Source organism: Telluria sp. AC161 (assembly GCF_979258535.1).
Genome location: NZ_OZ409861.1, coordinates 865,807 through 885,713 on the forward strand (window position 1 = coordinate 865,807; position 19,907 = coordinate 885,713).

Below are 19,907 nucleotides of genomic sequence, written 5' to 3' on the forward strand. Positions count from 1 at the left end.
AGCCCGGCCCGTCAACGACGCTCCGAGCGATCCGTTAGAAGAACGATGGGCGGCGTCGCCGTCCAGCGTCTTCAACCAACGGAGAAATTCGATGATCAAGAAACTGATGCTTGCCTTTGCCGCGCTGGCCGTCTCGGGCAGCATGGCGTTTGCCCAGGTCGATGTGAACAAAGCCGATGTCGCCGCGCTCGATGGCGTCAAGGGCGTGGGGCCGAGCATGTCCAAGGCCATCCTCGACGAGCGCGCCAAGGGCGACTTCAAGGACTGGCCCGACCTGCAAACGCGCGTCAAGGGCCTGGGCGATAAAAAGGCAGCCAAGCTGAGTCAGTCCGGGCTGGTGGTCAACGGCAAGGCCAAGGAAGGCGCAGCCGCCAAGCCTGCCGCGGCCAAAGGCGACAAGCCGGCCGCCAAACCGGCCGACGCCAAAACCGCAACATGACATGTATTGACTGACAGCGTCACGGGCGCGTGGCAAGATGTTCCAGCTCTTCAAGATCATGCTTGAACATCAACATCAGAAAGGTCGTCATGCCTCACGCCCGTGTTTCAACCGCCTTGTTGGCAGCCCTGCTGGCCGCTGCAGGCGCCGCTTCAGCTGCTGCGCCAGCAACTACGCCTGCTTCGCCTGCCACACCGAAACAACCCGACATCACCGCGCAGCAAGCCCAGATCACGAAGATCCTGGGCGAAGTCTCGCAGCAGCGCATCGAAGGCCATATCCGCAAGCTGGTCAGCTTCGGCACGCGCCACACGATGTCCGAGACCGAATCGCCGACGCGCGGCATCGGCGCTGCCCGCCGCTGGATCAAGGCCGAGCTCGAGCGCTGCGGCGCCGGCACGCCATTGCAGGTCACGTATGACAGCCACGTCGCGCCCGTCTCGGCGCGCATCACCAAGCCGACCGAGATCGTCAATGTCGTCGCAACGCTGCCCGGCACGCAGGCCGCTTCCAAAGAGCGCATGTATGTGGTCAGCGGTCACTATGACTCGCGCGCCTCGGACGTGATGGACGCCACCTCGGACGCGCCAGGCGCGAACGACGATGCATCGGGCACCGCCGCGATCATGGAACTGGCGTGCGTGATGGCCAAGTACAAGTTCGACGCGACGCTCGTGTTCATGGCCGTGGCCGCCGAAGAGCAGGGCCTGATCGGCGCCCGCCACTGGGCTGTCGGCGCGCGTGAAAAGAACTGGAACGTGGCCGGCATGTTCACCAACGACATCATCGGCAGCTCGAAGGGCGACGATGGCAAGGTCGACAACAAGCAGGTGCGCCTGTTTGCCCAGAGTATCCCGGCGACCAAGGAAATGAGCGAGGCCGTGCGCCAGTTGGTGGCCACGGGCGGCGAGAACGATTCGCTCTCGCGCCAGCTCGCGCGCCACACGAAGGAGCAGGGCGAGCGCTACGTGAAAGGCTTCAAGGTCAGCGTGATCCAGCGGCATGACCGTTATCTGCGCGGGGGCGATCACATGCCGTTCCTGGAGCAGGGCTACGCCGCGCTGCGCTTTACCGAGCCGGCCGAAGACTTCGCGCACCAGCACCAGGATCTGCGCACCGAAAATGGCAAGGTGTACGGCGACACGATCGACCACGTCGACTTCGACTACATCGCCAAGGTCACGCGCGTGAATGGCGCCGCGATGGCCTCGCTCGCAATGGCACCCGCCGCACCGCAAGAGGTCAAGCTGCGCACCGCAGCCCTGACCAACGATTCCACCCTGGTCTGGAAAGCGAATGGCGAGCCCGATCTGGCCGGCTACCGCATCGTCTGGCGCGACACGACCAGCGCCAATTGGGAGGGGTCAAAGTGGGTTGGCAACGTGACGGAAGCCACGCTCGACCTGTCGAAGGACAATGTCTTCTTCGGGGTGCAGGCGGTCGACAAGGATGGTAACGTCAGCGTCGCGACGTATCCGCTGCCGCTGCGCTGAGCCGGCGTCTGAGCAGACAGAAGGGCCGCGATGGAACGTTTGCATCGCGGCCCTTTGCATTGTCGAACCCGTCCTCCAACGTCGACGTTCGTCTCGGATTAAAATGGTGTTTTGGTATCGCAAGGAATAGAGAACGCAATGGCATACAAGACCATCGAATCCACGATCGGCAACACGCCGCTCGTGCAGCTGCAGCGCCTGCCGGGCGCGGAGTGCGCGGCCCGCAACAACATCATCCTGGGCAAGCTCGAGGGCAATAACCCGGCCGGCTCCGTGAAGGACCGGGCTGCGATGTCGATGCTGCGCGGCGCCGAACTGCGGGGCCAGATCAAGCCGGGCGACACGCTGATCGAAGCGACCAGCGGCAATACCGGCATCGCGCTGGCGATGGCTGCAGCCATCCTCGGCTACAAGATGATCCTGTTAATGCCGGACAACCTGTCGATCGAGCGGCGCCAGAGCATGGCGGCCTACGGCGCGCAGATCATTCTTACGCCAAAGACCGGCGGCATGGAATATGCGCGCGACATGGCCGAGCAGATGCAGAAGGACGGCCAGGGCATCATTCTCGACCAGTTCGCCAACGACGACAATCCACGCGCGCACTACGAGAGCACGGGCCCGGAAATCTGGCGTGACACCGACGGGCGCGTCACGCACTTCGTCAGCGCCATGGGCACCACCGGCACCATCATGGGCGTGTCGCGCTATCTCAAGGAACAGAACGAGGCCGTGCGCATCATCGGCGCGCAGCCCGAAGAAGGCTCGTCGATCCCGGGTATCCGCAAGTGGCCCGAAGCCTACCTGCCGAAGATCTATGACAAGGCACGCGTCGACCAGGTCGAGAGCGTGAGCCAGGCAGCCGCTGAGCAGATGGCACGCCGCATGGCAGCCGAAGAGGGCATCTTCTGCGGCATTTCGGCCGCTGGCGCCTGTGAAGTGGCGCTGCGCATCGCGCAGACCGTCGAGAACGCGACCATCGTGTTCATCGTCTGCGACCGGGGCGATCGTTACCTGTCCACGGGTGTCTTTCCTGCCTGAAGCAAGAGCGCGGTCAATGCAGCTACAAGATTGACGACCCCATAAAAAAGGCCGCCTGGTTCACAGGCGGCCTTGTCAAATCAGTCCTTGGACTGCCTAGACCTTTCCATCGGCTCGAAGCCAATTTCCTTCGGTCGTCCGCCAATGCGGCGGCTCATACGCCCGCGCGGGCGTATGCACTACTGGTGCGGGCCGTGCCACATGGGACGGTCCGTTCAATCCTGGCCAGGCGAACAACGCAGACGCCCTGAAGCGCCCGACGTTGCTCAGTCCTTCATTGCCGGGACTGCGCCTTCTTTTGGCTTGAACTGCTTGTCGCTGATGCGGAACTTTGCACGGCGATCGCCCATCAGGTAGCGCAGGTCACGGATCGACAGGTCGCTTACTTCGTGCATGCGGATCAGCAGCGATGCGCCGACTGGCAGGCGGTGGTGACGGATTTTCGAAATCACCGGCGGCGCTACTTCCAGCGCGCGCGACAGCGCTGCGTCATTTTTCAGGCGCAGGTTCTCGATCAGCGTATCGAGAAGGCGATTCGGGTTGTACTGAAGCAGCTCGTCGCCTTCCGAATCGCTGTTCATATCAATGCCGACTTGGTTAGTCATGATTCATATTCCTTAGGGGTTAGTGCGGAGTCATCAACATCTACAACGTCGAGTCCGGTTTTTACTTTCGTAAATTTCTATTCAATTGTACAACTATTTCGATACCGATACTCATGAGCAAGCCGGAATCGTTTCTTTCGATTCGGTTATCGTTGTCTACTTGCAACAATAGCCGCAATGCAATTCTCTCATATAGTCACGTGAAACAACTATTGTTTTTTGATTAATGAGTAGTGTACGGGCATCCAGCATTTGATGCCGCACAGTATGGGAATTGCTGACTTAATGGAAAGAAAATGGGGAGTATGACTACATTCGTAATATATTTAGTACGAATAATTGCAAGATACTTGCGCATACCCCTGGGGGGTATGCGAGCGAGTGCTGATCAGCAATATTGAAAGTTGGCAGGAAACTTGTTACAAAGGATTACAAACTTTCCCGCTCGGAAAGTGAGCGCGATATGCCTCACTCCGGCCGGGCAGCCCGCACCGCACGTCCCAGGTCCACGACCGACATTGCATAGAAATAACTGCGATTGTATTTGGTAATGGCATAGAAATTATCATTGGCGACCCAGTACTCGGTCGGCTCGGCGCCGTTTTGCAGGTCGATCAAACCGTACAGGTTCTCCGCCGGCAGCGGGGTGCTGGTGACCACGCCCGCAGCACGCAGCGCTTCCGGTTTCAGCGTCGCTTCCAGACCGAGTCCGAGCAGCGATTCCCAGCCGCGCGTTGGCGAGACGTCGGCGGCGTACGCGGTCGGGCCACGGTGCTCGGGGTTCCAGCCATGCTGGATCAGGAAGTTGGCGACACTGCCGATCGCATCGACGCTGGAGCCACGCAGATCGACGCGGCCATCGTTGTCGAAGTCCACACCATATTTGAGGATATTGCTCGGCATGAATTGCGGCAAGCCGACGGCGCCTGCGAACGAGCCGAGCAGCGAGAACGGGTCGTAGCCGCGCTCGCGCGCCAGCACCAGCGTGTTGGCCAGCTCATCGCGGAAGAACGCCTGGCGCGCAGCCTGGTTCGGTGAATCCGGATAGGCGAACGCCAGGGTGGTCAGCGAGTCGAGCACGCGGAAGCGCCCGGTGTCGCGGCCATAGATGGTCTCGATACCGATGATGCCGACGATGATCTCGGCTGGTACGCCATAGGCCGCTTCGGCGCGCTTGAGCGCCTCGGCGTTCTCGTCCCAGAAGCGCACGCCGGCACGGATCCGGATCGGCTCGATGAAGCGGGCGCTGTAGGCTTGCCAGTTCTTTGGCTTGCCCGGTGGCGCCGGCTTGACCAGTTGCACGGCCGTATCGATGTAGCGCACCTGGCCGAACAGCGTCTCGAGCGCCGCGCGTTCGAAGCCGTGCTGCGCGACCATCCCATCGATGAATTCGCGCACCGGTTGCCATTCCAGAAAGTTGACGTGCTCGTTGTCGGTGTCGACGACGCTCGCGGCAGCGGCGCCGGCTGCAACAACTGGCGCGGCCTTGACGGCCGTGCTGCGCGCCTTGGACGATTTCGTTTTCGTTGATTTGGCTTTCGCTGCGGCCTTGGCTTTCGCGGCCTTGGTCTTGGCTTGTGCGCTGCGCGCCTGGCTGTCGGAAGAAGGGGCGGCGAGCGCATCGCCATGCGCGCTGGCGACAAGGGCGAGCGCGGCAAACAGGGTAACAATTAATTTCATCTGACTTGCGACAATAGACGTTTCAAGGTGGCGTGGAGCCGGGGATCGGCTGCGGGCGCGGCGTAGCGCCAGGCGCTGTAACGACGCAGGAAGGCGATGGCGGCCTCGCGGGCGGGCGGGCTCAAGGCCTGCGCGCCGGCGGCGGTAGCAGCATCGGTGGCGAGGATGCGCGCCGCGTAGGCGCTGGGCCCTTCGTCTTGTGCGCGCGGCAGGCCGGCCTGGCCCAGTCGCTTGCACAAGACCGAGTATAGAGCATCGATCGGGTCGATTTCGCGACGGCGGCGTAAAATCTTCATGCCCCACCAGGCCAGGCCGGCCAGCACCAGCGCGACGCCGAACGGCCAGCCGAGCAACTTGTCCTGCAAGCCTTGCACGACGCTGCGCTGCCGTTCCGGTGTGTAGTTCAGCACCCACTGGTTCCAGCCATTGTTGAGCGCGCCCATTGCGTTACGCACACCGGCCAGCCAGGCGCCGGCTTGCAGTCCGAACGGGTTCACGCCGCGCAGCGCGTCGATGCCGAATGGCGCCGGCCGCTCCGTGGCGCGGTTCGTCCCCGACTGCACACGCTCCGGCGCCACCGCCGCCGTCGGATCGACGCGCAGCCAGCCGCGGCCTGCGATCCAGACTTCGGCCCAGGCGTGGGCATCCGACTGGCGCACCGTCATGAAGCCGTCGATGGGATTGAGTTCGCCCCCCTGGTAGCCGGTCACCACGCGCGCCGGCACGCCGGCCGCGCGCATCAGAAACACGAACGCGCCCGAGTAATGTTCGCAAAAGCCCGAGCGCGTCCCGTACAGGAATTCGTCGACCGTATGGCGCCCGAGCAGCGGCGGGGCCAGCGTGTATTCAAACGGCTGCTCGCGGAACTGGCGCAGCACGGCGTCGACCCGCGCCGCGGGGTCGCCCAGCGCGCGCAAGGCCATGCCGGCAGCCAGTGCGCGCGGGTTGAAGCCATATGGCAGCAACAGCCAGCGATTGGTGTCCGCCAGTGCCGGACCGCGCTGCAGCGCATACTCGACGTGCGAGCTGGCGCGGTAGCGTACGCGGCTCGCCAGCGGCGTGTCGGCCGTCAGTTCGAACTGTGGCGAGATGCGCAGCTCGTGGCCCGGCACGACGGGCAATTCGCCCGGCATCTCGAGCGCGAACACCCAACGCGACTGCGATGGTTCCAGCGTGACTTCGTATTCCAGTCCCGGCCCGCCGACCGACAGGCGCAGGTTGCGGCCCGATGCGGTGTTCTCGCCCCGGCGCCAGGTCAGGCCATCGAAGGCGTCGAGCACGGGACCGCGCCAGTACAACTGAGGCGGCAGCGGTGGGCGGCCAAAAAAGCGCACGCGAAACGCCGGTTCTTCAGATAGCGCCAGGTTCGACATCTGGCCCGGCGCCATCTGGTCCGACAAGCCCGAGGTGCCGGCGCCCGGGCCGCCTGGCATGCTCCACAGCGGGCCCTGGATGCGCGGGAACACGAAAAACAGCGCGATCGCGATCGGCGCGGCAAAGACCAGCATGCGCGCGGCCATCGCCAGGCGCGTGCGCAGCGGCGGCACGGCGCCGGTGAACTGAAACGACAACTGCGTGGCCAGCAGCAGCAGCACCGACGCGATCATCATGACCGCCGTGCCGATCCCCTGCGCGTAAAAGAAGTTGGTCAGCACAAGGAAGAAGCACAAGAACACCACGACGAACAGGTCGCGCCGCGCGTGCATCTCGAGCATCTTGAAGGCCACCAGCAGCACCAGCATCGCCACGCCGGCATCCTTGCCGAGCAGCGTGTCGTAGCTGAACTGCACGCCGACCATGGCGGCAATGGCAATCGGCAGCAGGACGATGGCCTTGGGCATGCGCTTGCCGCGCAGCGTGATGGCGGCGCGCCAGGCCAGCGTGGCCGCGCACAGCAGCGAGACCCACCACGGCAGGTGCAGCGCGTGCGGCGCCAGCACCAGCACCGCGCTGCCCAGTAGTAGCAGCGTGTCGGCCTTGTCGCGCGGCAGTGGGGTACGCAGGAAGTTCATGCGGGGCCCTCGATGCCATACAAGGCCAGCGCGCGCAGGCACGCCGCCTGGTGCGCCGCGCCGCTGCCGGCGTCGATGCGCACGGGGCCCAGATGGAAGGTGTAGGGCAGGGCGCGGCTTTCGGCGTCCAGCACCCAGCGCGTCAGGCGTGCCAGGCGCAGTTCCAGGTCGAGGTCGCGTGGCAGGCGGTCGAAGTCGAGCACCAGTTCGTCGCCGCCACCGCCTTCAAAGTGCTTGGTCACCAGCTGGCCGCCGATGCTGGGATCGAGCCGCGCGATCTGGCGCCAGGCCATCTGGCGCGGCGAGTCGCCCGCCTGGTAATTGCGCACGCCGGCAAAGTCGTCATGGCCGGCCGTGCGCACGCTGTTGCCGCCGCCGCCCTGCAGCGGCAGGCCGGGCGCGCCGTCTTCGGGGCGCGGGTAGACCAGCACTTGCGCAGCCGGCCGCCAGTAGCTCCAGGCGACGAACAGGCCGAGGGGAAAGCGCGTCGACAGCTTCACGCGCGCCGGCGCCGCCCAGCCGCGCGCGGTGGTCGGCAGCGTGAGCGTGACGGTGGCCTGCGTGCCGGCGGCGATGTCGGCGACGTGGCGTGGCTCGGGCCAGTCGGCAAAGTCGGCCCGCACGGCATAGCGCGCCAGGCGCGTGCGGTTGATCACATGCAGCTCGAACTGCGCGACCTCGCCCGCAAACACGGGCGCCGTGCGGCCCTGCTGCAGGCGCAGCTGCGCCAGATTGCGGTAGGTGGCGACCATGTCGACCAGTGCGCACGACAAAGCCAGGAAGGTCAGCCCGAAGCCCAGGCCCAGCCCATAATTGACCGAGCCGACCAGCAGCACGGCCAGCAGCAGCACGAACCCGAGGCCCGCGCGCGATGGCACGATGAACACGCGGCGCTGGCTGATGACCACTTCGCCCGCATCGAGCGCGCCGCCGCGCGGCAGCCATGTGCCGGTCGTGCGGCGCAACCAGCCCCGGAGCGCCAGCGCCATCAGACCGGGACCGCCTTTTGCAGTTGCAGCACCAGGTCGCGGCTGGCCAGCGCCGTGCCGTGCGCGGCGCGCAATGGCCGCAGGCGGTGCGCGCAGACCGGCACCAGCACGGCCTGGATATCCTCGGGGATCACATGATCGCGCCCTTCGAGCGCAGCCCAGGCGCGCCCGGCCTGCAGCAGCGCGATCGCGGCGCGTGGCGACAGACCCTCGGCGAACATGCCGTTCTGGCGCGATGCCTGCGCCAGCGCCTGCACATAGGTGATCAGGGCGTCGGATGCGTGGATGGTGCGCAGCTGGTGCCGGGCTGCGGCCAGTTCGGCGGCCTGCATCGCCGGCTGCAGGGTCTTGAGCATCGCGCGCCGGTCTTCGCCCATCAGCAGCGCGCGTTCGGCGGCGGCGTCCGGGTAGCCCAGCGTCAGGCACATCAAAAAGCGGTCGAGCTGCGACTCGGGCAGCGGGAACACGCCGACCTGATTGGCCGGGTTCTGCGTGGCGATGACAAAGAACGGCTCGGGCAGGGCGCGCGTGACGCCATCGGCCGAGACCTGGTGTTCTTCCATGGCTTCGAGCAGGCCCGACTGGGTCTTGGGCGTGGCGCGGTTGATCTCGTCGGCCAGCAGCACCTGCGTGAAGATCGGGCCCGGGTGGAACACGAATTCGTTCTTTTCGCGCTCGTAGATCGAGATGCCCGCCACGTCGGCCGGCAGCAAATCGCTCGTGAACTGGACGCGGTTGAAGCGCAGGCCCAGCGAAATGGCCAGCGCGTGCGCCAGCGTGGTCTTGCCGACGCCCGGCAGGTCGTCGAGCAGCAGGTGGCCGCCGGCCAGCAGGCAGGTCAGGGCCAGGCGTACCTGCTGGTCCTTGCCGACCACCACCTCGTTGACCTGGCGTGCGACGGCGTGCAATTTGTTGAACATGGTTGGCTTTACGTTATTCGGTACATGAAACAGGTCGGCGGACCTGGCACGCATGGCATGATTGACAAGGCGGCACAGCAGCGCTGCGGCCTGCCGTGGTAGATTAGCGTCATTGGCAATCTTCATACGTCGACAGCAACAAGCCGTCCCAAGGGATTCTATGCGAGAACGGCGCGGCAAGGTGTGAATGGATGAGCACAGGCGGAGACCGAGCATCATGAGTACAGCGATTTACAGCCACCCCGACTGCCTGCGGCACGAAATGGGCGATTGGCATCCCGAGTCCCCGGCGCGCCTGCGGGCCATCGACGACCAATTGATCCTGGCGCGCCTGGATGGCTTGATCGAGCAGCGCAGTGCGCCGCTGGCCGACACGACGCAGATCCTGCGCAACCACACGGCGGGCGCGCTGGCGCTGGTGCGCGACCATGTGCCCACGACGCCGGGCGACTACTACCCGCTCGATGGCGACACGTCGCTCAATCAGCACAGCTACCAGGCGGCGCTGCGCGCGGCCGGCGCCGCAGTGGCGGCAACCAACGACGTTATCGCCGGCACGGTCACCAATGCCTTCTGCTCGGTGCGCCCGCCAGGCCACCACGCCACGCCGACCGAGCCGATGGGCTTTTGCCTCTTCAATAACGTGGCCATTGCCGCGCGCCACGCGCTCGAGGCGCATGGCCTGAAGCGCGTGGCGATCATCGACTTCGATGTCCACCACGGCAACGGCACGGCCGACGCGTTTCGTGACGATCCGCGCGTGCTGATGGCGAGCTTCTTCCAGCACCCGTTCTTTCCGTACACCGAGCCCGAACCGATTACCGCCACCTGCGTGAATGTACCGGTGCCGGCGCGCTGCGAGGGTGATACCGTGCGCCAGCTGGTGCAGGAGCAGTGGCTGCCGGCGCTGCATGCCTTCAAGCCGCAGATGATTTTTGTCTCGGCCGGCTTCGACGGCCATCGCGACGACGACATGGGCGGCATCGGGCTGGTCGAGGCGGACTACGCGTGGATCACGCGGCAGGTCGTGGCGGTGGCCAACGAATACGCCGGCGGGCGGATCGTCAGCTGTCTCGAAGGCGGCTACGAATTGTCGTCGCTGGCGCGCAGCGTGGTGGCGCACCTGAAGGTGCTGGCCGATCTCGAATAGTCGGGGAACCACAGCGGTATTCTGCTCTCTAACGTAGCACCGGCACGCGCCGGGCAACGAGGAGACCAGCATGAGCGAGAAGACCAGCATGAACCCCCGCCGCATCCCGTACGCCCTCTACATCTTCTGCACCCTGTGCCTGCTGCTGGCCAGCACCGTGGCGGGCGCCACCAACTACACGCTCTGGATCAATGGCCGCAGCAGCGGCGGCGCGCCTGGCAACTACAGCGACTTTCGCTACTGGGGCCGGGCGCTACCCCGGCCGGCATCAACAAGCAGGCAGTCAACTGGGATGGCCGCAGCAGCATTGCCTCGCAAAGCGGGCGCGTGCGCGATGCGCTCGACTGCTTCTGCACGGGCCAGAACTGGTGCTACATCGCCGCCTACAGCGCGGGCGACCTGCTGCTTGGCTACACATTGGCCAATTACGGCGGCTCGGCACGCACCGTGACGAACGCCAGCGCGAACGCCAGCGGCGTGTGCGCCGCCAGCGGTGGCGTGCAGACCGGCTGGAACCTCAAATGGGTGCGCGTCGCAGCTGGCGCGGCGGGCGGCTCCGAGCTCGCCAACGTCGGCGCCTGGACCACCTCCGAGCCGCTCGTGCAAGACCTCAAGACCAGCACCGCGCGCGCCATGTACAACCACAACGACACCCGCAACGTCTGGTTCTATCGCTACGCGGGCGCGCGTGGCACCGCGTACTCGTTCGTGCTGCCAGGCCAGGACGACGAGGTCGTGGCGTATCACAGCAGCGGCGGCGTGGCCGGCAATGCGGGCCGTTCGCTGTGTAATCCCGGCGACTGGCTGTGCGACGACCTGCGCCTGGGCACCGCGCCAAACCAGGGCGGCAGCGTCAAGTGGAGCTGGCACTCGGTCGTGTTCCGCGACGACGGCGAACGCTTCAATCACTATGGCGACGGCAACTGGGCTGGCATCATCGGAGTCATGCGTGAAGCGATGGTCGATACGGCCAATTAGTTTGCGCCATGTCTGGCTGGCGCTGGTCGTCGCCGCTGCGCTCGTGGTCGGGCTGTTCTGGCACCAGGACGATCCGGCGCTGCCACGTGCAGCGGCGGCGCCACCGGCCGGCCTGCATTTTCTCGGTCCGGTGCCGGTCATGAATCCTGCCGGCGACGACCGTACTGCGCGTCGACGCCAGCTTGCCGGGCAGGTCCGATTAACGCAGCACACCTATTGCAGCTACCTGCAGCACACCCGCTACCCGCACACTTCGCGTCCGGCCGCGCAGCATCCCGACCAGCTGTATCCGAACCAGCCGGTGCGCGAATCGAACCCGATGCGTGTCGACGGCGGCGACAGCGATCCGGGCGTGCTGGTGCAGACCGCGCAGTCGCGCGTCTACCTGGCGGCGGGCGAAACGGTCGAATTGTCGCTGCGCGCTGTTGACGCGCACGGCGCCGCACTGCCGCTGGTGGTCACGCGCGCGCTGGCCCAGGGGATGGTCGCGCAGGGAGCGCGCCCCGCGCCCCGCGTGACGCTGGCGTTTTCGCAGGATGATGGCGATTACTGGCGCGCCACGTTCGCGCCGCAGGCGAGTGCACTGGCGGGCTTTCACGGCACCATCCGTAGTGAAGTACGCTTCAGCGTCAATGGCCGCGCGGGTGTCGTGTTGTTCGATGTGATCCATTCACCCGAGCTGCCCGCCATCTGGACGGGCGCGCCGCGTGAAGCGATCGGCGCGGACGCGCTCGAGTTCACGCTGCCGCTCGATGTGCGCCTGGCTGGCCGCTACGTGGTCAGTGGCCGCATCGACGATGCGCTGGGCCGCCCGTTCGCGCTGGCGAGCTTCAACGAACTATTGGGGCAGGGCACGCAGTCGGTAGCGTTGCGCGTGCACGGCAAGCTGCTGCACGACGCCGACCCTGCGCCGCCATTGCCGCTTGTGCTGCGCGATGTCGAAGGTTATCTGCTGCGTGAGAACGCCGACCCGGACCGGCTGCTGCTGGCGCGCCGCGAGGGCGCCGTGCTGGTCAGCCGCACGCTGTTGCTGGCCGGCGTGCCCGATCACGTATGGCAGAGCGAGGAGCGCAGCCGCTACCTGGCCGAGTATGCGAAAGACCGCGCGGCAGCGCGCGAACGCTTGGCGGCGTTCGATCCGGCGGCCACCTTGCCGCCCGTTGACTGCAGCGAACCGGGGCTGGTTCAGTAAGGCACCAGCGGCAACTCGACCAGCGCGGACACCGCGATGGCGCAGCACAGCAAGCCGACGCCATACCAGCGCACCATCGATCGTTTCAGTCTGTCCCGTGCGCGCATATGTCGTCTCCGCTGGCGGCCCGCCACCGTGCGTGGCCAAGGGCAAGTGTGCACGCCGAATATGTCAACAGTGTTGCAACGGCTCAACGTCATGCGCAAGAGAAAGACCAGCTGTGGCGGGTTCGCCACGCTCGCGTGCGCCACCAGCGTAAAATAGCACCCTGAACGAAAGATAAAGAAAGCAACAGCATGTCGATACAATGGTTCCCGGGCCACATGAACGCGGCCAAGAAGGAAGCGGCCGAGCAGATGGAGAACATCGATCTGGTGATCGAAGTCCTCGATGCACGCCTGCCCGAGGCGAGCTGCAACCCACTGGTGGACCAGCTGCGCAAGTTCCGCCAGCGTCCCAGCCTCAAGATCCTGAACAAGATTGACCTGGCCGATCCGGTCGCTACCGCCGCCTGGAAAGCCTATTACGATGCGCAGGATGGTGTCACGGCCTACCCGATGACGACCAAGAAGCCGGCCGACGTCGCCCGCATCCCCGATCTGGCCCTGTCGCTGGCGCCGCACCGCGGCGTGCCAACGAAACCGCTGCGCATCATGATCATGGGCATCCCCAACGTCGGCAAGTCGACGTTGATGAACGCACTGCTGAAAAAACGCGTGGCCAAGGTGGGCGATGAGCCGGCCGTGACCAAGGTCCAGCAGCGCCTTTACCTGAACAAGAACGTGGTGCTGGTCGACACGCCCGGCATGCTGTGGCCAAAAATTGCCATGGCCACCGATGGCCTGATGCTGGCAGCCAGCCATGCCATTGGCACCAATGCGCTGGTCGAAGAAGAAGTTGCTGAATACCTGGGCGAACTGCTGCTGCAGCGCTACCCGCACCTGCTCACCGCGCGCTACGGCCTGAAAACTGAGGGCATGGATGGCGTGGGCGTCATCGAAGGCGTGGCGATGCGCCGGGGCTTCCGCGTGCGCGGCGGCGAATACGACTACGAAAAGGCAGCGCACTCGCTGCTGCAGGATTACCGCCAGGGCGCCCTGGGGCGCATCAGCCTGGAAACGCCGGATTCGCGCGCAGCCAGCCTGGCCCTGCACGCAGCCGAAGTGGCCGAGAAAGCCCGTCTGGCCGCCGAGAAGCTCGCTGCCAAGCTCGAAGAGCAGTCGCGCGGCAAGCGCGGCAGCTGACCTGCCAGGGCGCGTGCCGACACGGTATAATCGCGCCGTTTTGGTGCTCTCGCGCGCATTCCAGCGCGCGAAGTTAAACGGGAAACACGACAGGGCTGCGCTGCGCGCCGTCCTGGAAGTGTGCTGCCCCCGCAACGGTCAACAAGCGCCGCGTCCGCACATCCTGCGCCGCGGCAGACAATCTCGATAACCACTGTCCGCACGACAGGAAGGTGAGGGCGTCCGCTTGCCAGCCCGGATACCGGCCAGGACAGGTGGAAGCGCGATGCGCTTCCTTCGACGCCAGGCTGCGGGGACGCAGCGGGGCGCCCTTTACCGAGAACACACTCATCATGACTTTTGCAGCTCCCGCGCGCCGCGCGCCCCTCGCCGTGGCGTGCGCCTTCGCCGTGTCCACCTTCGCCACCATCGCTGTCAACGCTACTGCGCAGGAAACGCTGGCGCCGGTCGTCGTCACCGCGTCCCGCTTCCCGGCCACCGCCACACCAATCGGCGCCACCGTGATCACGGCTGACCAGATCCGCACCTCTGGCGTGGCCGATGTCAATGCCGCCATCCGCAAGATCGGCGGCGTCTTCGGCCGCCAGAGCCTGGACGGCTCGCCCGACTTCAGCCTCGACCTGCGGGGTTTTGGCACCAACAGCGCGCAGAACGTGGTGGTGATGGTCGATGGCGTGCGCCTGAATGAAAACGAGCTGGCTAATACGGTGCTCTCGAGCATCCCGGTCGACACGGTCGAGCGCATTGAAATCACCCGTGGCGGCAGCAGCGTGCTGTACGGCGATGGCGCCACCGGCGGCGTGATCCAGATATTCACCCGCCGTCCGCAAGGCAGCGGCACGCGCGGCACCCTGTTCGTGGAAGGCGGGCGCTTTGACGCGCTCGACCTGCGCGCCTCGATCGCGCATGGCGCCGGCCCGTGGTCGTTCGACGCCGCCGTGGCCGACCGCCGCACCGACAACTACCGCGACAATAACAAGTACGAGCAAACGAGCTTCAGCGGCGGCGTCCAATATGCGTACGCCGCGAACGGCCGTGCCGGCCTGCGCTTCGAGAGCTCGCGCTCGGACTCGCGCCTGCCGGGTTCGCTGAACGAGGCACAGTTCCAGGCCAACCCGACCCAGAGCAATACGCCGGATGACTTCGGCTCGCTCGACACCGACCGTGTCAGCGCCTTCGTTGAACACCGCATCGGCGCCATCGAACTGGCAGCCGAGCTGTCGCACCGCGAGCGCGATGTCGGTTCGACGTATGTGTTCTCGGGCTTCCCATCGGCCTCGCGCTACCAGGCCGATCAGACCCAGTTCTCGCCACGTCTGCGCCATACCGCCACGCTTGGCGACAAGCGCAACGAATTCGTCACCGGCATCGACCTGACCCGCTGGGATCGCCAAGTCACGTCGAGCTTCTCGGCCGGCGACGCGAAACAGGAGTCCAAGGCGATCTACGTGCGTGACGAGCTGACCTGGAACGCGCCGCACAACGCGCGCCTGGCCGTCGGCGCGCGCCATGAACGTTTCGACAAAGAGTACGCCGACCCGCTCGCGTTCACCGCCCCGGAAGACACCGGGCAGTCGGTCAACGCGTTCACGGTCGAAGGCAGCTTCGACGTCGCGCGCGAAGTAACCGTGTTCGCCAAGGCTGGCCGCAGCTACCGCATTGCCAATATCGACGAGAACTCGTACCGCGCCACAACGGACGTGCTGGCGCCGCAAACCTCGCGCGACCTCGAACTGGGCGTCGCCTTCGGCAACGACGCGCGCAAGGCCACGGCCCGCGTGTTCCGTCACCGCCTGACGAACGAAATCTTCTTCGATCCGACGCTCGCCGGTGGCTTTGGCATCAACACCAATCTCGACCCCACCCGCCGCCAGGGTGTCGAAGTCGAAGGTAACGCGCTTCTGGCGAACAACCTGCGCCTGACGGGCGCCTGGCAGTACGTGCAGTCCGAGTTCCGCGATGGTCCGAACGCCGGCCGCGAGATGGTGCTGGTGCCCAAGCACGTCGTGACGACGCGCCTGGCCTGGACACCGGGCAATGGCCAGACCGCCGATATCGGCGCGCAGTGGGTGGCCAGCCAGCGATTTGGCGACGACTTCGCCAACAGCTGCGACGCCCGCGTGCCGTCCTACACGACGGTCGACGCCCGCTATGCGCGCCGCTTCGGCCCATGGGAAGCGTCGGTGTCGGGCCTGAACCTGCTCGATCGTCAGCACTACAGCTATGCGTTCAGCTGCCGCGCCGGGATCTACCCGAGCGATGGCCGCCAGCTCAAGGTGTCGCTGCGCTACGACTTCTGATCCATGTTTTGCCCGGCGCGGACGGCTGATGTATTTGCATGCATGTTTCAGCGGTAAGCAAATGCAATAAATCGCGCCCTGCAGACAGGGCAGGGGCAAAAAGTGGTAATCTCGCGATCGTTCGCTCAATCATATATGTGGAAGGATGTTATGCGCACTCTGCGTTTTGCCCTCGTTGCTGCCGCCCTGGTTGCCGGTTTCGCCAATGCTTCGCCGACTGATCCACGCGTCGGCTCCGAATACACCGTGCTGGCCGCGCCGCAGCCGACCCAGACCGTCGGCAAGAAGGTCGAAGTCGTCGAATTCTTCGCCTACCACTGCGGCGCCTGCAATGCGTTCGAGCCAACGCTCAATGCATGGATCAAGAAGCAGGGCGACAACATCGTGATGCGCCGCATCCCGCTGCCGTTCCAGGGCCCGAGCGATCCGGAAGCACGACTGTTCCTGACGCTCGACGCCATGGGCAAGCTGGAGCAGTACCATGACCGCGTGTTCCGCGCCGTGCACGTCGAGCGCAAGCGCCTGATGAAGGACGAGGACATCATCGCCTGGGCAACCTCGAACGGGCTGGACAAGGCCAAGTTCATGGAAGCGTGGAACTCGTTCGGCGTCCAGACCAAGCTCAAGCGTCTGCCGGCTGTTGCCGAAGCGTACAAGGCCAGCAGCACGCCGACCGTCGTCATCGATGGTAAATACGTCGTGTCGCCGGCGACTGTGGCACAATCGAACAAGATCCAGGACATGGGCCAGCTGATGACGGCCACTGGCCAGGTCCTCGATGCACTGGTAACGAAGGCAGCCCAGACCAAATGACCAACGACGTCGAACGCGACATCCTCAAGATCTACGAAGGGTCACGGCCCAAAGAGGAAGAGCTGTTTGAGACCAGCCGCGTGAACCATGTCGCGTGGTCGCTGGCGGCAATCTTCGCCCTGGTGGCCATCTGGCTCGCCATCGCGCTGGTCAATGCCGAAAACCAGCGTCATGCGCTGGCGACGAACAAGTGCCCCGACATGGTATTCAAGTCCGGTGTCGACAAGGCCTGCCTCGTCACGGTCAATTCGCGCGATCACTGGTGGCAGCATCTGTGGCATGCGGTGACGAATGTGCGTCCGCTGCCGAGTAATGTCGGGCAGTAAAGGTTGTTGGTAGCAAGTTGAACGGCGTCCGATGGACGCCGTTTTTCATTCCACCGGCGTCGCCGCAGGCCCGGCCTGGGCCCGGGCGCTTGCACTCCAGCGCCGCAGCGCCACCGAGGCGCACGCCGCCAGCACACCCCCGACGACCAGCACCAGCCGCGTGTCGATCAGCGTCAGCACGGCGCCCAACAGCGCCATCAGGATATTGGCCAGGCAGAAAATGGTCGACAGCAGCGCCATGACCGAACCCTGGCCGTACTCCGCGAACGTATCGGCCGACCAGGTTTGCAGCGCCGTGTTGTAGAACGCGTGCGGCACGCCGAACAGGACGATGCCGGCGATCCCGATCCACAAATTGCCAAAGCCCACGCACAGGATGGCCGTGGCGCCCACCGCCGCATACCAGCCGGCGCGCAGGCGGCCTTCGACCAGACTGGCATGGCCAGCGAACAGCGCGGCCGTGGTCATCAATGCGCACATGCCCATGTTCACGAGCGAAATCTGGCGTGCATCGTAGCCGCCCACATCGACCAGCCACAACGGGAAGTATTCGTACAGCGACGCGACGCCACAGCAATAGCCCAGATGGATGATGAACAGCGTGCGCAGCGGCCCGTGGCGCAGCAGCGTCAGCGCATGGCGTTCCCGTGCGACGGTCCACCAGCGCAGGCCGTGCGTGGCCGGTGGCGTCGCCGGGATCGTCAGGAACACGCCGAGCGTGCCCAACAGCAGCGCGACTGCGGCGATGCCGAACGGGACTTCTGCGCCGTACGCCATCGTGAAACCGCCCAGCAGCGGCCCGACGAGCCAGCCAAGGTTAAACGCACCATTGAGCCAGGACAGTGCGTGATTGCGTAGCGGCCCTTTAACGCGTTCGATCACCAGCGCGCGCATGACGGCGCCATTGCCTTCGAGCAGACCGGTGAAGAAGCGCGCCGCCAGGAACAGCAGGTACGATTCCATGACCATCGCGGCGGCCGTGAGCAGGTGACCGAGCGCCGCGCCCACAGTCGTCAGCAGCAGCGCGCGGCGCCGGCCGAAGCCGTCGGACAGCGGCCCCAGCACCGCGCTGCCGATCAGCAGGCCCAGCGGATTGATCATCAGCGCAATGCCCAGCAACAGCTTGGGTGGCAGGCCGAGGAAGCTGTTCAGGCCATGGATGCTGCCGTCGGCAAACAGCGGCGCCAGCATCGGGTAGGGCAGGGAGGCGCCGACGGTCGACAGCAAGGCCAGCGCACACAGGGTCGTGATCAGGAAGCGTTGATTCATGCGGGAACTCCGAGGGAAAGCGGTAGCCGCACGACGAAGCGCGCGCCGCCAAGACCGGACGTCGCCACGTCCAGCGTCCCGCCATGCAGGACCACCGCCTTGCGCGCGATCGACAAGCCGAGTCCGAAGCCGCCGGTGGCGCGGTCGCGGCTGCGGTCGAGCCGGTAGAACGGCTCGAACACCTTGTCGCGCTCGGCTTCGGGGATGCCGGGACCGTCGTCGTCGACAGTCATCTCGATGCCGGTTGGTCCCCGTGTGGCCGACAGCACGACCCGGCTGCTGGCATATTTCTGGGCGTTGCGCAGCAGATTGCCGACAGCGCGTGCGAGCAGGCGGGCGTCGCCGTCGATCGTACCGAGCCCGTCCGCGAGCTGGCAACTGACGTCCTGGGGCGACGGTGGCAGCGTCGCGCAGCAGTCGCGCAGCAGCGCGTCCAGATCCACCGTGGCGCCCTGCAGCGTGCCGGCGCTGTCGAGTTTGCTCATATCGAGCAGCTCCCTGACCAGGTCGTTCAGCTCGCGCACGTCGCCCTCCATCGCGGCGATACGGCGGCGCAGGTCGGGGTCGTTGGCGCGCGCGTCCAGCAACTCGAGGCCGAATTCGAGGCGCGCAATTGGCGTGCGCAATTCGTGCGAGACCGAATGCAGCAGACTGCGCTGTGCGCCCATCAGCGCTTCGATGCGTCCGGCCATATTGTTGATGCGTTCGGCCAGCGGGTAGACGATTTCGGAAGGGGCGAGCCGGGCGCGTGCCGACAGCTTGCCAGCGCCAAACTCGTCGGCCATCCGTGACAGCGATTGCAGTGCGCGCCAGTGCGAACGCGACCACAGGGCAATCGGCAGCAGCAGGGCGAGGGCGACGATGACGAAGCGCAGCAGCTCCTTCTTGAGCTCCTTGCCGATATCGATCGGCAGGTTCTGCGCATGCAGCACGTCGTCGTTGCTGCCGATATAGCGCTCGCCCGCCAGGTCGACGCGCCGGTACAGGGCGCGCTCGCCGATGTCCAGGACGATCGCGCCGCGATCGAGCGCGGCACGCCGGGTGTCGTCCAGCCGGGCGCGCGCGGCCGCCAGCGGCAGCAGGTCGTAGCGCACCGGCGAGACTTCGCGCACATTGTTCAGGCGCGTGAGCCACTCGTCGCCGGGCGCTTCGTCCACATAATGTTCGATCAGGAAAATCTGGCCAGCCGCCTGGCGTCGTGCAATGTCTTCCAGCGGATCGCCGAACAGACGCGCGAAGGCGAAGTAGATGAGGAATGTCGCGGCCGTGATCGACAGCATGACGACCACGAAGAACCGGAAAAATAGCCGGTTCACGGGTGCATCCCGGGTGACTGTCGGTGATGAAGCGCGGCCAAAAGCATGGTTTCTCCTGAGCCGGAGATTGTACAGCGGCAAGGGCGCAACCGTCAGCATCCACGCCGGCGCACGCGCGCTGGCTTACAAATTGACGACAA

Annotated in this window: 17 protein-coding genes and 1 riboswitch; of the genes, 10 read left to right on the top strand and 7 right to left on the bottom strand. The window is 65.4% G+C overall.

The features are described 5' to 3' along the window. Positions 1-91: 91 nt before the first annotated feature. The 3 genes from ACZ0AJ_RS03910 (at position 92) to cysM (ending at position 2,973) form a co-directional block, all read left to right on the top strand. A complete protein-coding gene (locus tag ACZ0AJ_RS03910; RefSeq protein WP_499452818.1) occupies positions 92-439 on the top strand; it encodes a ComEA family DNA-binding protein in 348 nt (115 codons plus the stop codon). Positions 440-528: 89 nt separating this feature from the next. Beyond that, entirely contained in the window at positions 529-1,932 is a 1,404-nt protein-coding gene (locus ACZ0AJ_RS03915; protein ID WP_499452819.1) for a M20/M25/M40 family metallo-hydrolase, read from the top strand. Between the two features lie 138 nt (positions 1,933-2,070). Beyond that, a complete protein-coding gene (cysM, locus tag ACZ0AJ_RS03920; RefSeq protein WP_258836170.1) occupies positions 2,071-2,973 on the top strand; it encodes a cysteine synthase CysM in 903 nt (300 codons plus the stop codon). Between the two features lie 266 nt (positions 2,974-3,239). Here the strand turns inward: cysM and ACZ0AJ_RS03925 are convergent, their stop codons facing one another. The 5 genes from ACZ0AJ_RS03925 to ACZ0AJ_RS03945 all read right to left on the bottom strand — a co-directional run bounded on the left by ACZ0AJ_RS03925 (position 3,240) and on the right by ACZ0AJ_RS03945 (position 9,179). Beyond that, entirely contained in the window at positions 3,240-3,578 is a 339-nt protein-coding gene (locus ACZ0AJ_RS03925; RefSeq protein WP_183550106.1) for a hypothetical protein, read from the bottom strand. A 468-nt stretch (positions 3,579-4,046) separates the two neighbouring features. Further along, complete coding sequence (mltB, locus tag ACZ0AJ_RS03930) at positions 4,047-5,258, bottom strand: lytic murein transglycosylase B (protein ID WP_499452820.1); 1,212 nt, start codon at positions 5,256-5,258, stop codon at positions 4,047-4,049. Beyond that, positions 5,255-7,270: a transglutaminase TgpA family protein gene (locus tag ACZ0AJ_RS03935; RefSeq protein WP_499453957.1), complete on the bottom strand. Its 2,016-nt coding sequence runs from the start codon at positions 7,268-7,270 to the stop codon at positions 5,255-5,257. Before ACZ0AJ_RS03935 ends, mltB begins: the two co-directional genes overlap by 4 nt. Next, a complete protein-coding gene (locus ACZ0AJ_RS03940) occupies positions 7,267-8,259 on the bottom strand; it encodes a DUF58 domain-containing protein (RefSeq protein ID WP_499453959.1) in 993 nt (330 codons plus the stop codon). The genes ACZ0AJ_RS03935 and ACZ0AJ_RS03940 overlap by 4 nt, the downstream gene beginning before the upstream one ends. Beyond that, positions 8,259-9,179, bottom strand: a complete 921-nt coding sequence (locus tag ACZ0AJ_RS03945) for an AAA family ATPase (protein WP_499453961.1) — start codon at positions 9,177-9,179, stop codon at positions 8,259-8,261. Before ACZ0AJ_RS03945 ends, ACZ0AJ_RS03940 begins: the two co-directional genes overlap by 1 nt. A gap of 217 nt (positions 9,180-9,396) precedes the next feature. Between ACZ0AJ_RS03945 and ACZ0AJ_RS03950 the strand changes: the two genes are divergently transcribed. From ACZ0AJ_RS03950 to ACZ0AJ_RS03980, 7 genes are all read left to right on the top strand, one after another. Beyond that, positions 9,397-10,329, top strand: a complete 933-nt coding sequence (locus ACZ0AJ_RS03950) for a histone deacetylase family protein (protein ID WP_499452823.1) — start codon at positions 9,397-9,399, stop codon at positions 10,327-10,329. A 135-nt stretch (positions 10,330-10,464) separates the two neighbouring features. Continuing rightward, a complete protein-coding gene (locus tag ACZ0AJ_RS03955; RefSeq protein WP_499453963.1) occupies positions 10,465-11,307 on the top strand; it encodes a hypothetical protein in 843 nt (280 codons plus the stop codon). Between the two features lies 1 nt (position 11,308). After that, a complete protein-coding gene (locus ACZ0AJ_RS03960) occupies positions 11,309-12,499 on the top strand; it encodes a hypothetical protein (RefSeq protein ID WP_499452825.1) in 1,191 nt (396 codons plus the stop codon). Between the two features lie 296 nt (positions 12,500-12,795). Beyond that, a complete protein-coding gene (gene ylqF, locus ACZ0AJ_RS03965) occupies positions 12,796-13,743 on the top strand; it encodes a ribosome biogenesis GTPase YlqF (RefSeq protein ID WP_258836163.1) in 948 nt (315 codons plus the stop codon). A 25-nt stretch (positions 13,744-13,768) separates the two neighbouring features. After that, positions 13,769-14,007: riboswitch (cobalamin riboswitch) on the top strand. 68 nt (positions 14,008-14,075) lie between these two features. Beyond that, on the top strand, positions 14,076-16,043 hold the full coding sequence (locus ACZ0AJ_RS03970; RefSeq protein ID WP_499452826.1) for a TonB-dependent receptor: 1,968 nt from the start codon (positions 14,076-14,078) through the stop codon (positions 16,041-16,043). A gap of 150 nt (positions 16,044-16,193) precedes the next feature. Beyond that, on the top strand, positions 16,194-16,856 hold the full coding sequence (locus tag ACZ0AJ_RS03975; RefSeq protein WP_183550131.1) for a thiol:disulfide interchange protein DsbA/DsbL: 663 nt from the start codon (positions 16,194-16,196) through the stop codon (positions 16,854-16,856). Further along, the gene (locus ACZ0AJ_RS03980) at positions 16,853-17,182 is read left to right on the top strand and encodes a hypothetical protein (protein WP_183550134.1); all 330 of its coding nucleotides are present in this window, start codon (positions 16,853-16,855) and stop codon (positions 17,180-17,182) included. Before ACZ0AJ_RS03975 ends, ACZ0AJ_RS03980 begins: the two co-directional genes overlap by 4 nt. A gap of 45 nt (positions 17,183-17,227) precedes the next feature. Here ACZ0AJ_RS03980 and ACZ0AJ_RS03985 read toward each other — a convergent pair whose 3' ends face one another. Further along, positions 17,228-18,451, bottom strand: a complete 1,224-nt coding sequence (locus ACZ0AJ_RS03985; RefSeq protein WP_499453967.1) for an MFS transporter — start codon at positions 18,449-18,451, stop codon at positions 17,228-17,230. Continuing rightward, positions 18,448-19,767 (bottom strand): ATP-binding protein, encoded by a 1,320-nt coding sequence (locus tag ACZ0AJ_RS03990; protein WP_499452828.1) that lies wholly within the window; start codon positions 19,765-19,767, stop codon positions 18,448-18,450. The genes ACZ0AJ_RS03985 and ACZ0AJ_RS03990 overlap by 4 nt, the downstream gene beginning before the upstream one ends. Positions 19,768-19,907 lie beyond the last annotated feature (140 nt).

Coding starts and splice junctions, on each gene's coding strand:
- ACZ0AJ_RS03910 (WP_499452818.1), top strand. CDS start 92: ATGATCAAGAAACTGATGCTTGCCTTTGCCGCGCTGGCCGTCTCGGGC.
- ACZ0AJ_RS03915 (WP_499452819.1), top strand. CDS start 529: ATGCCTCACGCCCGTGTTTCAACCGCCTTGTTGGCAGCCCTGCTGGCC.
- cysM (WP_258836170.1), top strand. CDS start 2,071: ATGGCATACAAGACCATCGAATCCACGATCGGCAACACGCCGCTCGTG.
- ACZ0AJ_RS03925 (WP_183550106.1), bottom strand. CDS start 3,578: ATGACTAACCAAGTCGGCATTGATATGAACAGCGATTCGGAAGGCGAC.
- mltB (WP_499452820.1), bottom strand. CDS start 5,258: ATGAAATTAATTGTTACCCTGTTTGCCGCGCTCGCCCTTGTCGCCAGC.
- ACZ0AJ_RS03935 (WP_499453957.1), bottom strand. CDS start 7,270: ATGAACTTCCTGCGTACCCCACTGCCGCGCGACAAGGCCGACACGCTG.
- ACZ0AJ_RS03940 (WP_499453959.1), bottom strand. CDS start 8,259: ATGGCGCTGGCGCTCCGGGGCTGGTTGCGCCGCACGACCGGCACATGG.
- ACZ0AJ_RS03945 (WP_499453961.1), bottom strand. CDS start 9,179: ATGTTCAACAAATTGCACGCCGTCGCACGCCAGGTCAACGAGGTGGTG.
- ACZ0AJ_RS03950 (WP_499452823.1), top strand. CDS start 9,397: ATGAGTACAGCGATTTACAGCCACCCCGACTGCCTGCGGCACGAAATG.
- ylqF (WP_258836163.1), top strand. CDS start 12,796: ATGTCGATACAATGGTTCCCGGGCCACATGAACGCGGCCAAGAAGGAA.
- ACZ0AJ_RS03970 (WP_499452826.1), top strand. CDS start 14,076: ATGACTTTTGCAGCTCCCGCGCGCCGCGCGCCCCTCGCCGTGGCGTGC.
- ACZ0AJ_RS03975 (WP_183550131.1), top strand. CDS start 16,194: ATGCGCACTCTGCGTTTTGCCCTCGTTGCTGCCGCCCTGGTTGCCGGT.
- ACZ0AJ_RS03980 (WP_183550134.1), top strand. CDS start 16,853: ATGACCAACGACGTCGAACGCGACATCCTCAAGATCTACGAAGGGTCA.
- ACZ0AJ_RS03985 (WP_499453967.1), bottom strand. CDS start 18,451: ATGAATCAACGCTTCCTGATCACGACCCTGTGTGCGCTGGCCTTGCTG.